Here is a 12,953-nt window from a genome sequence, read left to right on the forward strand (position 1 = left end):
GCCAGCTCCCGCATGGACGGGATCCTGGTGAGGGATTCAGGCGAAACTGAGGGACGGCGGGGTCGGTCTCCTTATCGGGGGAAAGGGGTATCCATCTTGGTGCCCACGGGTTGGAGGCGTCAGTTCTGGCCCGTCGGGGTCAGGTGACTTCCCGGATGAGGAAGTCCTTGGGACTGGCCGCGGTGATGGTCTCGGCGAGTTGGCGGCGGACCAGGATCTTCCGGAAGTAACTCAGACTGTCGCCGAACCATTCGGGGCTGGCGGCGATGTCGACATCTCCCAGGGGCGGAGTGATGTGCAGCGGAGGGAGGAGCTCGGAGGCCAGGGGCAGCCACTTCCATGTGCCGCAGACGGGGCACCTCGCCCCTGTGCGCCGGTGCCGGGCGAGGGTCTGGCGGCGGAGGTCCTCGGGGGCATACCAAGACTGGCCGACGGTGGGTATGACAATCTGCCAGGCGTCCCCGGCAGGGGTAGCCGGCCAGGCCACGGGACGCAGGTCAAGTGAGAACCGGCCCCGGAGCGTCTCGGCCAGACCGTCATCCACGCAGATCAAGTCGTAGATCCAGTAGGGCACCCAGGCCCCGACCGGGGTGAGGTTGCGCCGCTGCAGTGTCAAGGATCCGGTCTGCGGGCCCTGGGGAATCCCGCAGGAATGGCACCAGCCCCCGGCCCCGAACATCGGATCCATGCCGAACGACTTCTCGGGCCATGGCCAGCCACGATTTCTCTTGGCCTCAAGTTCCACAAACTCTCTCATTTCAGTCCCAACTTCTCGAGTATCTCCGGATAATCCGCGTAGATCTTCCTCGCAGCGTTCTCCACATCTTCTCTTGTGGCATTACTGGTGCCTGGACCGTAGGGTATCTCTTTGCGCCAAGCGTTCGTGAATTTCTGGTGCTCTGCCCGGGTGACCACGATTGTGGGCCATTCATCCGTGTTCCCGCCTCCCATGGCTCGGACAAATCTCTTCTCGATGAGGTGGTGTGCTTGCAGATCGCCGCCGGTTCCCTTCGTGTGGCCCCGTTGCTCCTTGTACGGCTTGATCCGGTATTTCTCGGCGTACTGAAGATTCTTGAACTCGCTCTCGCTCCCCCGCAAGAATCGTCCGAGCCATCGGCCGATGAAGGGGGCGGCGGCTCCGAAGATCATGCCGATCCCGGCGGAGGTCAGGATGCCGTTGCCGGTGATGGGTTCCCCGAGGATGAGTTGAACAATGAGGTAGAAAGCGACTCCTTCGACCGCGCCGAGTGCCGCGCCCTGGGCGATGGCACCGAACGGAACGCATCCGAGGCACAGCAGGTAGGGGTTGGGTGGTGGGGGCAGGGGTGTGACGGCCGCGGGTCTGGCCGGAGCCTTGTATCGGGCTTTGGAGACGGCGTGGCGGGCCGGGGCCCGTCGGGGGGTGGTGTAGCGGTAGGCGCGGTGGCCCCCGCCGTTGTATCCCCCGCCGTGGTACCGGCTGCCCCCGCGCCCAGACCCGCCACCACCGCTACGGCTGCCGCCCCCGCCGCTGCTGCTGGTGGGGCGGTGGGTCTCGTGGAGGGACCCGCCGGTCTCGTTCATCGACCCGGTGGTGCCACCCCCGCAGACCGTCGAGGAACAGAACGCCAACCCCGAGGGGTCGGGACGATCCACCGGATTGCCGGCCCCGTAGCTGTACGGGTTCCACTGGGCGGGGTCGGTGACGTCGATGATCGGGTCGGGCTGGGTGAAGGCGCCGGTGACCGGGTCGTAGTCCCGCGCCCCCAGCCGCAGGGTCCCGGCCACGGTGTCGGTGATGCCGGCGGCCATGCCCCGGGCCCCGGACCAGCCGCCAGGCTGGGGGCCGCGCAGCCCCCCGAACGGATCGGCCCGCCGGATCAGGGGTGCGGGGGTGGTGGCGGCATCGACCTGCCAGTCGCTGCCCGCCCCGTCGGTCCATTGCCAGGCCAGCCGGTTCGCCCCGGTGGTGGCGGTGCGCCGGGCGATGGCCGCGCCCTGATAGGTGTAGATCCTGGTCGCGGTGACCTGCCCGCCGGACACCGACAGTTCAGTGCCGCCGGGCAGGTAGACCGTCTGGGTCCCGCCGATACTGGTGGCGACCCGGTCCCCATCGGCATCGTAGGCGTAGGCCGACGACCTGCCCCCGTTGGTGTTGGTGGCTGCTGCCAGGTGATTCTCGGCGTCGTACTGGTTCTCCACGGTCCCGGTGGCGGTGCCGGCCAGCACCGACCCGGAGACCCGCCCGGTCGTGTTGCCCCCGGCGTCGTAGCCGAAACTCGTAGTCACCGGCGTGGCGCCGGGGGCGGCCACGGTCTGGGAGACCGGCGCGTGAGGCCGGACACCGGTGGCCGCCGGGTAGGTCCACGTCGTGACCGTCCCGGAGACCTGGTCGTCCTGGCGGGTCCGGTTCCCGGCCGCGTCATAGGCCCACGACAGCGAGTAGGGCGCCGGCCCCGACGGGGAGGCCGGCGCCGACGCCGGACACGTCGCCGAGGCCACCGAGTAGGCCGTGGCCAGGCGCCCGGCGAAATCATGACCGAAGCACTGCGTGTCGGTCGCCGCCCCGGCCTCCGGCTGGGCGGCCGAGATGCTGCGGGTCAGCCCCGAATCCGTGTAGCGGTACGAGATATCGGCGTCCGCCTTCGCGGCGTTCTCCCGGTCCAGGCGCAGCCGGGCCAGCCGCCCGGTCGCCGGATCATGATCCATGGTCTGCCAGGTCAGATGGCCCGCCGAGGTTCCCGAGGCGATCTGGGCCAGCCGGTCATCGGCGTCCAGCACCGCATCGGCCACATACGCCGCGTTCCCCAGCAGCACCGTGTGCCGGTCCACCGCGTCATAGCCGTACCGCAACTCCTCGGCGGCCAGCGGACCGGCCCCCGGCAGCACCGTGCGCCGCGGCATCCCGTTGGGATAGTAGACGAACGACTGGGCATAAGTACCCGCCAGACGGGCATCGATCAGACCCGCCACCGCCGGCACAGTGGTCGCGGTGGCCGTCGGCCGCCCCGCCGCATCGCGGGCCGTGGTGGCCTGGACCCACCGGGCCCCACCGGCCAGCACCCGCGACGCCGAACCCAGATAGCCGACCATCGGGGTGTCCCAGTCCCACTGGGCCCGCAAGTTCCCCGCCGGCGTCGCGTCGCGCAGGCTCGTCGCCCGCCCCAACGCGTCATAGGTGTAGGCCAGGGTGCGGCCGCCCGCATCAGTGGCGGTGATCTTGCGCCCCGCCGCATCGAAGGTGGCCGTCGATGTCCCGGCATCAGGATCGACGGCCTTGACCTGGTTGCCGCGGGCGTCATAGGTGTAGCGCCACACCGATCCGGCGGGATCGGTCATCGAGGCGATCTGGCCGGCCGGGGTCCGGGTCCACGCCGAGGTCTGGGCCGGCCCAGTGGTACTCGACGTCTTGTAGGCGATCTTCTGCACCGTTCGGCCACGGATGTCGGTGACGGTGGTCGAGGGCATCGATCCGGCCGGTGGGGTGACGGTGACCCGGTCCCCGCCGTAGGACCAGGTCGTGGCCCACTTCTTCGTCTGTTTCGAGTACAGGGTCGCCGCGCTCTGGCGCCCGGCCCCGTCGAAGGTCGCCACGGTCTGGGAATCGACCTCGGAATCCAGCACCTGGACCCAGGAGGAGGTCGGAGCCCCGGACTTCAGCACGCCACTGCTCTCCACACTCGCCAGGCCGCGGCTGTCATAGCGGATGCCGGAGACGAGCCGGCCGACGGCCTCGATCGGGTTGCCGTCGGCGTCGATGTGCCGGTCGATGGTCTGACGCTGGGTCTGGCGGGAGCGCCCGAGCCCGTCGAACAGTTCGGTCGAGACCAGTCGTGATCCAGTCGTCGACAGCGTCGATGTCGTGGTCGCGGCCGGTGTCCCGACCCCGCCGGCCTGGTAGGTGTAGGACACCGAGGGGCTGGTGGGATAGGTGGCTTTCGATCTGCCCGGAAGCCAAGTCGTGGTGGTGCGCCCCAGCGCGTCGTAGGTGGTCTCGGTGGTCTCGCGGCCGGGTTCCACGGTCTTGGTGGGGGTCCCGAAGCGCGGATCCAGGGTGGTGGTGGTCACGTGGGGTTTCAGTGGCCCGGCGCCGTCGGGATCGGGACTGGTCGTGGTGGTGCCGGTCACCAGGCCGGTGGCGGCGTCTGTGGTGTAGGAGGTGGTGGTCACCGCGCCCAGCGGGTCGGTGAGGGTCAGTGGCCGGCCGAGCCCGTCGTATGTGGCCCGTGCTGCGACCTGGCGGGTGATCGCCCCGTCAGAGGCGACCGTTGCCAGGGATTCGGCGGCCGACAGATCACCTTTCACCGCTGTGCCCAGGGCCTGTGCGTCGTAGTAGTAGCGGGTGTCCTCGATCACCTGGGAGGCGCTGGCAGCCTCGAAACCGGCGCAGCTGGTGGCGCGGGTTCGTGTGGTCGCCGGAAGACTCAGCGGACCGGAGGCCGATGTGGCGTAGGTGGCGCGGGTACACAGCTCGTCCCCGGATTTCGCGACGTCACCGGCGTCGTCGACCGAGGTCAGGTTCCCGTACTGATCGGACGTTTCGACGGTCTTGTGGCTGCGCCGGCCCCCGGCGGCCAGCACGGTGTGGTCAATGGTCGTGGTGGTCGGGGCGTAGCCAGCCGCCCGTCCCGCGGGATTGGTGACGGTGGTGGTCAGGCCGCCGATGGTGGTGACCGTCTGATCGACCACGGGCCCGGAGATGCCGTTGTATGTGGTGGTCTGGCGGGGGGTTCCGGCCTTCCACCAGTCATCGGTGTCCGGCCTGTCCCAGGTCGAGGAGACCGACGCGCTCCTGGTGCCTCCGGTGGGCCCTGCCCGGTCGCCGTTCAGCCCTCGGTAGTACACCGTCTCCGACTTCAGGGAGTCGGCCTGGCCCGGTTTGCCGGTGATGGTCGCGACGCTGGCATAGCCGGCGAACTGGCTCCACGTGCGGTACTTGGCCGGTGTGAGCGCCGAGTCGTCGTAGCGCCATCCCGGTGCCCCGTAGGAGTAGTTGGTCTCCACGTCGGGGGTGGTGGCGTCGGTCGTGTCGTGCTCGGCGACCCTGGCCACGGGGTAGCGGTGGAACCATGTCAGCACCGGTGCTGTGGCCCCCGGCGGGGTCCACCACGTCGGGAAGCATCGCGATGTGTTCGACTCGGGCTTCAAGGAGGCCACCGAGGCCTGGGTGCACTGGGCGGTCTGGTAGTCGACCATGGTCTGGCCGCCCCCGGGCTCGGTGACCGCGACGATCCGGTACTTGTAGAACGGGGCGGCCACTGCCCCGGTGGTGTCCTCGACCCCGTCCACCCGGTTCGGCAAGGCCTGACCGCCGAATGAGGTGCCCCCGTCGGGCAGCGCTCCGCCCGCCCCGGAGTGGTCGATGCGGGACAGCCACAGCGCCGGGGCAGTGCCGTCGCCGGGGTCGGGGAAGGAGTGGGTCAGGGTGTAGACGTCCACATCGGTGTACCCGGAGGAGGTCTTCATCTGCGAGGCGATTCGCGCCAGCCTCTTGGTGGTGAAGAATGTCGGGGCGAACAGTGTGGGGCACGAGGTGGCCGACGTGCAGATCTGGTCGACCGGCACGTCGGGCCAGTGAGAGGCGGTCGCCGTCGACGGGGCGCCGCACGCGGCCCCGTCCAGGCATCGGTCCGCGGTGGTGAACTCCACCCTGGCCGGGGCGCTGGTGGTCGCGGCGCCCTCGCGGTAGCCGTAGACGATCCGGGTCAGATAGCCGCCACGGATGTAGGCAGCCGATTTCGTGTTGAGGTTCTGGCCGTAGCGGTTGGATTCGGTGGCGTAGAAGGCGGCCATCGCGTTGCCGTGGGCATCGATCACCTGGTCCAGGTTCCAGCGCCACGCCTGGCTGCAGGCCGATGCCGCGAACGAGGTGGCATGGCAGGGCTCGCCCGGCTGGTTTCCGAAGACCGGGGCCGTCCAGGTGGAGTTGGTGGCGGTCTTCTCCGACCCGGCGACCCCTTGGCCGAAGATGTAGCGGGTGCCGTCGGGGGCGGTGACCTTCCAGTACTCCCCGTCGTTGTCGCCGTTGGCGGCTCCGGTCAGCAGTTCGAAGCGGGTCCCGTCATCGTTGCGCAACCGCCACCGGGCCGATGTGCCGTCCTGGACGAGTTCCCCGGAATGGGTGCCGAATGAGGCGGTCGCATTCGCTTGGTCCCAGCACAGGTCGCCGGTCTTCGCCGCCGTGTTGGAGCCGGTCATGTCCTCGGCGCACGGCGTGTAGCGCCGTTCGATGAAGCCCTGGGACAGGTCCCAGCCCTCCCCGGCCCACGAGGCCTGATTGTTCGTCGCCACCGTGCGCCCGTCCACCGAGGCCGCCGAGTAGGCCAGCCCCACGCCCGAAGCCGTCCCTGCCGGAGCTGGAACCGTGCGCACCGGGTAGGACCAGGTGAAATCCCCCGACGACCCGCCCGCGCTCCACGCCGAGGCCGCGCCCAGCGACGTCGCCGCGAAATCGCCACCGGTCCCCGACGCCCCAGTGGTCAGAGCCATCACCGTGGTCCCGGCCGCCAGGGGCACCACGCCGGTCACCTGTCCCCGCGACACCGCAGCAGTGGGGACTTCGGTGCCGGTCTGGCAGGCCGGCCTGTCGGGTGTGGTCGCCGCGCAGGCCGGCAGGCGGACCAGGCGCGCCCGGGATGCCGCGGTGCCCAACCATGCCACATCCAGACTCAGCGCCACCGACCCCGGCGAGGCGGTGGCCAGGCTGACCCGCCACGACGGGGCTCCCGCAGTGGCAGGGGCCTGTGAGGTCACTGTCACACTGGCCGGGGCCGATGCCGCGGCCGCCGTCCGGCCGGCCCGGGCTCTCAGGCCCGCGGGGGCCGCGGCGAGGGTTCCGATGCGGACCGGCAGCGAACCCGCTCGCCGCATCGTGGCCGCAGGGGCCACCGAGGCCGCTCCTGCCGCCGGCAGAGGGGCGGACGGGGCCTTCCACGCCGGTGCCGGCAGGCTCGCGGCACGATCGGTACCGGCCTTCACCTTCTTCGCCGCCGTCAGCGTCATGCCCGTGGTCGCCGGGCGCTTTCGCCGGACCTGGTCGGCGTGGGCCGGGGCGGCGGGCATGCAGGTGGCCGCGACCGTGGCGGCCACGATCCCGGCCAGCGTGACCATGATCCGGCGGGCGGGGGTCGACAGGGCGGGAAGCGGTGAGCGCGTCATCGTGGGGACTCTCTTGTCGAGGGCGGTCACGGACCCCCAGGCCGCACATCGGCGTCCGGCCTGCCGTGATGGACAGAAGCATGGACCAGATTCCGCGTACAGCGCAAGTAGACGGGCTGATCACACTCCATCCACTGTCGAAAATGGTTGTTTTGCCAGGTTCGTGTGCTAATGGCTAGGCTCCGGTCGTCGGAGAACCCGGGCCGCGACGACGCGACCGTACTCGAGAGGCCCCCTTGTGATGACATCCCTGCTGCGCCGCCGCCTCACAGCGGTGGCCTGCCTGGCCGCGCTGATGTGCGCACCCACCTCCGCCGCGTGGGCCGGCCCGGAGCCTGACCCCAGTGTCTCGGCGACAGCCGAGCCACAGTCCGGTGACAATGAGCCGACCGGGGTCCCGGCGACACCGGCTGAGGCCGAGGCGCTGGCCCAGGCGAAGGCCAGCGGGGCCACGGTGCCGGTGGCGGCCTCCACCACCCAGACATCACTGGTGGCCGCCCGACCCGATGGCACGCTTGAGGCCACGATCACGCCGGCTCCCGCCCAGGTCAAGCAGAACGGGGCGTGGAGGCCGGTCGATCAGGACCTCACCCCAGCTGCGGGGCGACTGGCTCCCCGGGCCGGCGCGGTCGACGCGTCACTGGAGGCCGGTGGCGGGACCGTCCTGGCCCGCCTGGCCGACGAGGCGGGGCGCTGGTTCCAGCTGTCCTGGCCCACAGTTCTACCCACACCTGTGGTCACCAGGGGACACCGCCGTATACCGCGACGTCGCACCAGGGGTGGATCTGGTGGCCCGGGCCACCGGGACCGGTGTGGCGACCTACCTCGTCATCACCAGCGCGGCAGCGGCCGACGCCGACGTGGTGGCGAACCTGGCCTACACGTGGGCTGCCTCGCCGGGCCTGTCACTGAACGCCTCACGTGAGGGATTGACAGTCACCGACGGTGAGGGCGGCCTGGTGTTCACCGCGCCCGGCCTGGCGATGTGGGACGCCTCCGACTTACCCGCCCCCGCCCGCTCCGATGCCGCCGCGGTGGCCACCACGGGCGGGGACGGCCACCGCCGACAGATCACCGCGGCCGTCGACGGGCACCGGCTGGCCCTCGGCGTGGACACCGCGATGCTGGACGACCCCGGCACCGTGTTCCCGGTCGTGGTGGATCCGGCCATGACCGTGGGGCAGGCCGCCTGGACGATGGTGTGGAACAACGGCCAGACCTTCTGGGGATCGACCGAGGAGGCCCGGGTGGGCTACGACGGCTGGAGTGACAACAAGGTCTCGCGGGTCTACTACCGCTTCAACCTCGCCTCCCTCAAAGGCCGGGTCATCGCCTCGGCGACCCTGGCCCACCGCAACACCCACTCGGCGAACTTCAACTGCAACCTGGCCACCTACGGCCCCGGCGTTCAGGCCTGGACCACCGACCCCATCTCCTCAGCCACAACGTGGAGCAAACAGCCCGCCGCCAAGATCCTGCAGTCCACCGCGACGGTGGCCCACGGCCATTCGAGTTCATGCCCCGGCTACTCGCGCACAGAATGGAACGTGACCCAGGGCGTCAAGGGCTACCAGACCACCGGCGCGATGACCCTCATGCTGCGCTCGGCCAACGAATCGAACAGGGACGGGTGGCGCCGCTACGCCACCATCGCGGGCCAGGCCCCCGCGCTGACCGTGGTCTACCACGTCACCCCCAACACCCCCGCCAGGGCGAACGTCGCCCCGCTGTACAACGGCACCCCCTACACCTCGGCGAAGACCCTGACGCTGTCAGCGGCCATCGCCTCGGGCGACAAGACCGACTCGAAGCTGTTCGCGAAGTTCGGGGTCTCGCCCTACGGATCAGGAACCTGGACCACATTCAACTCCGGATACATCACCGGGGCGGGCACGGTCAACGCCACCTGGAAACCGCCGAAAGAGGGCGCCTACTCCTACCGTGTCCAGGCCTGCTCCAATTCCGGCGGCGGATGCTCGGGCTGGTCGGGCTCCTACGCCGTGACCGCCGACTGGACCGCCCCGGTGGCCCCGGTGATCACCGGCGAACAGAATCCCGTCGCCAACCAGGCCACCGGCTACGCACTCACCTCACCCACGTCCGACGTCACCGGCTACCGGTGGGGGATCACCAATCCGCCCGGCACCGCGGTGCCCGGCACCAGCGCCGGGGTGACGGTGAAGCTGAAACCCCCGCTCGGCCCCACCACGCTCTACGGGCTCGCTGTCGACCGGGCCGGCAACCAGTCCCCGACTGCCCACCTGGACCTGAAGGCCGCCGGCACCCAGACCCTGGCCCACAGATGGCTGCTGGACGGCGACGGCACCGATACCGGGGACCCCGCCGTGCTACTCAACCTGCCGCTGGACGGCCAGGGCACCGGACTGTGGACCGGCGGCGTCACACCCCCCGGCTGCCCCGCCGCCCAGGGACAGGCCTTCCACCCAGGCGGCCAGAACGTCCGCCTGCTGGACTCCACCGGAGCCGGACTGATCTCCACGCAGGCGTTCACCGCCGCCGCCTGGATCCGCCCCGAATCCGCCGACCTGGCCGCGGGAGAGCACTTCGCCCTCTGGTACACCGCCCCCGGGTCACCGCGCCTTCATGATCTCCATCACCGACGGCCACTGGACCGCATCGGTCGGTGACGCCACCATCACCGGCCCCGCCGCCGAGGCCGACACCTGGGCCTACGTCGGCATCGCCTACGACGGGGCCGGACGCGCCAACCTCTACGTCGACCTCGACGATGACACCTACCAGGCCACCGGCATCACCCCCGCCCAGGGCAAGACCCTGGGCATCGGCTGGGGAGGCACCACCTGGACAGGGGCCATCGACAAGGTCACCATCCACACCACCTACCAGGAACGCGCGACATTCCGGGCAGATCGGGAGCAATGCTCCTGACCCGCTGATCTCAGGGCACGTCCGCCAAGGTCGTATCGCCCACGCTCCTTGACAACTCCATAGAGGTACTACCCGCCACTGCATCTCGATGATGGTCGTCGTCGAACTGTTCGACGTGCTGGGGCGGTGGCGGGTCTGATCGATGCCCGTCTGGCGGGCACTTATACCCAGTCGTTCGTCTACAACCCGAATGGCACCCTCAAACGCACGGTGCTGCCGGGGGCGGGTCCGTTGGCCGCCGAGGAGTTGCGGTACGGCTATGACGCGGTGGACCGGCACACGGTGCTGCTGGGGAACGCGGCGTATGTGGCCGATGCGGTGCTGGACGCCGATGACCGGCTGGCCCAGAGCGCCTCGGGAACCTCGGCGGGCCATCTGACCTGGCAGACCATGGATCATGATCCGGCGACCGGGCGGCTGGCCCGGCTGCGCCTGGACCGGGAGAACGCCGCGAAGGCGGACGCCGACATCTCGTACCGCTACACGGATTCGGGGCTGACCCGCAGCATCTCGGCCGCCCAGCCGGAGGCCGGGGCGGCGACCGACACGCAGTGCTTCGGTCATGATTTCGCCGGGCGCCTGGCCACGGCCTACACGGTGGCCTCGGCGACGTGTCCGGCGTCGGCGCCGGCCTCCCCGTCGGGGCCGGCGCCCTACTCGCTGTCGTGGGCCTATGACGCGGCCGGGAACCGGACCCGCCAGGACGACCAGGTCTCCGGGACGGTCACGACGTGGACCTACCCGGCGGCTACTGCCGCCCGGCCTCACGCGCCGGTCTCCCAGACCGTGGCCGCCCCCGGCGCCACGCCGGTGACTACGAGTTTCGGCTACGACGCCGGGGGCAACACCACCGGCCGGGTCTCCGGATCGGTGCTGGCCGGCACCGCCACCGGCACCGTGGAGAACCAGTACGACGCCGAGAATCACCTGGCCGCCGCCACCAACACCAACGGGGGCAGGTCGTCGGCCTACGCCTACGATGCCGACGGGGACCGGGTCGCCACCAGTATCGGCGGGGTCCAGACGGTCTACCTGCCCGGCGGCACCGAACTGTCCCTGACCGGCGGGCAGGTCACCGCGACCAGGATCTACCAGTATCAGGGCGCCGCCATCGCCCGGCGCACCGCCACCACCGGGGCGAACCGGCTGGCCTGGCAATGGACCGACGGCAGCGGCACCGACTGGCAGGTCGACGCCGCCACCACCCCCGCACCCCTGGTGCGCCGGGCTGATCCGTTCGGCGGGCTGCGCGGCCCCCAGCCTGGCGGCTGGTCCGGGGCCCGGGGCATGGCCGCCGGCATCACCGACACCGTGGCCGGAACCCTCAGATTGGGCGCGCGGGACTACGACCCGGTCACCGGGACCTTCACCCAGCCCGACCCGATCATCGACGTCACCGACCCCGCCCAGTGGAACCCGTACAGCTACGGGGCCGGCAATCCGGTGGATCGTCCCGACCCGTCGGGGCTGGCGTTCTGTTCCTCGACGGTCTGCGGGGGTGGCACCACCGGGTCGATGAACGAGACCGGCGGGTCCCTCCACGAGACCCACCGCCCCACCAGCAGCAGCGGCGGGGGCGGCAGCCGTAGCGGTGGTGGCGGGTCTGGGCGCGGGGGCAGCCGGTACCACGGCGGGGGATACAACGGCGGGGGCCACCGCGCCTACCGCTACACCACCCCCCGACGGGCCCCCGCCCGCCACGCCGTCTCCAAAGCCCGATACAAGGCTCCGGCCAGACCCGCGGCCGTCACACCCCTGCCCCCACCACCCAACCCCTACCTGCTGTGCCTCGGATGCGTTCCGTTCGGTGCCATCGCCCAGGGCGCGGCACTCGGCGCGGTCGAAGGAGTCGCTTTCTACCTCATTGTTCAACTCATCCTCGGGGAACCCATCACCGGCAACGGCATCCTGACCTCCGCCGGGATCGGCATGATCTTCGGAGCCGCCGCCCCCTTCATCGGCCGATGGCTCGGACGCATCTTCGGACCCAAGGCACAACCGGCCCCACCGCGATTTATCACCACGAGCAAGGGCGTGACGATCGACCGCGCCGCGGTGAGGAAGACTATCAGTGTCCAGAAGCAGGGTCGCCACGTGCGTGGAGCTCGTGAATATTATAGAGGAAGCTACTTCAAGTCAGCTGATGATGCCCAGGACGTGCTGGACGCATTTCATAATGGAGATGCTCAGGTCCTGGGCGTCAAAGGAAATGATATAGTCGTGAGGGTGAATAGCGTTACAGGATTCAATCAAAATCCGAGGTCAGGATACATAGATCAACCGACGCATGTATTCTTCATCAAGGGGACTAAATCTCCAAGTGTCGTACCATATAATCCGAGGTGGAAACCATGACACTACCAACTCCCGAAGATCCCGCCCGGGCGCCGATATGGGAGAACTACGCCACCGCGCAGACCTCGCAGGCCTCCCTCGGCCTCATCCCCGACCATGCCTACGCGGTCGGGGTAGAGGTGAACGGACGGCACCTGAGGCTTCGCTTCCAGTTGTCCCGTCTTACCGAGGAAGACGAAGAGGATATGAGAGATATCGTCAGCGAACTCGAGGCCTTAGTTGCGCAGGAGATCTACGTCGACTATTCGTACGAGTTCACAGATCGTCCAAGACTCGACCCACATGACGGCGTCTCATGGATCTATGCCACAAAGGCGAAATGAGAGAGTTCGTTGCACTTGAGGCCAGGCGCAATCGTGGCTGGCTGTGGCCCGAGCAATCGCTAGCCTCGATCTTTCATCGATCGGGGGTTGATGGTCGTCCAGCGGCTGTGCCGCCGGTTGAGGTTTGATTCTGGCACAGGGGTGTGACGGTGCGCCGCATGTCGTTGCGGGGGTCGGGCTGTCCGGGCCGAGGAGTCTTTCAGATCGTGGGCGGGTAGACGGCGTCGG

Annotated in this window: 6 protein-coding genes; 4 read left to right on the forward strand and 2 right to left on the reverse strand. The window is 69.5% G+C overall.

The window, feature by feature from the left end:
• Positions 1-139: 139 nt before the first annotated feature.
• On the reverse strand, positions 140-757 hold the full coding sequence (locus tag JS278_RS02985) for a hypothetical protein (protein ID WP_147243135.1): 618 nt from the start codon (positions 755-757) through the stop codon (positions 140-142).
• On the reverse strand, positions 754-7,137 hold the full coding sequence (locus tag JS278_RS02990; RefSeq protein ID WP_147243136.1) for an RHS repeat-associated core domain-containing protein: 6,384 nt from the start codon (positions 7,135-7,137) through the stop codon (positions 754-756). The genes JS278_RS02985 and JS278_RS02990 overlap by 4 nt, the downstream gene beginning before the upstream one ends.
• 788 nt (positions 7,138-7,925) lie before the next feature.
• On the opposite strand from JS278_RS02990, the gene JS278_RS02995 reads away from it, so the two are divergent.
• From JS278_RS02995 to JS278_RS03010, 4 genes are all read left to right on the forward strand, one after another.
• On the forward strand, positions 7,926-9,785 hold the full coding sequence (locus JS278_RS02995; RefSeq protein ID WP_147243137.1) for a DNRLRE domain-containing protein: 1,860 nt from the start codon (positions 7,926-7,928) through the stop codon (positions 9,783-9,785).
• Positions 9,742-10,047 (forward strand): LamG domain-containing protein, encoded by a 306-nt coding sequence (locus JS278_RS03000; protein WP_114043905.1) that lies wholly within the window; start codon positions 9,742-9,744, stop codon positions 10,045-10,047. Before JS278_RS02995 ends, JS278_RS03000 begins: the two co-directional genes overlap by 44 nt.
• A 126-nt stretch (positions 10,048-10,173) precedes the next feature.
• A complete protein-coding gene (locus JS278_RS03005; protein WP_114043906.1) occupies positions 10,174-12,402 on the forward strand; it encodes an RHS repeat-associated core domain-containing protein in 2,229 nt (742 codons plus the stop codon).
• Positions 12,399-12,725 (forward strand): MafI2 family immunity protein, encoded by a 327-nt coding sequence (locus JS278_RS03010; protein WP_114043907.1) that lies wholly within the window; start codon positions 12,399-12,401, stop codon positions 12,723-12,725. Before JS278_RS03005 ends, JS278_RS03010 begins: the two co-directional genes overlap by 4 nt.
• The last annotated feature ends 228 nt before the right edge of the window (positions 12,726-12,953 follow it).

The sequence above is a fragment of the Acidipropionibacterium virtanenii genome, from assembly GCF_003325455.1.
GTDB classification, from domain to species: Bacteria; Actinomycetota; Actinomycetes; order Propionibacteriales; family Propionibacteriaceae; genus Acidipropionibacterium; species Acidipropionibacterium virtanenii.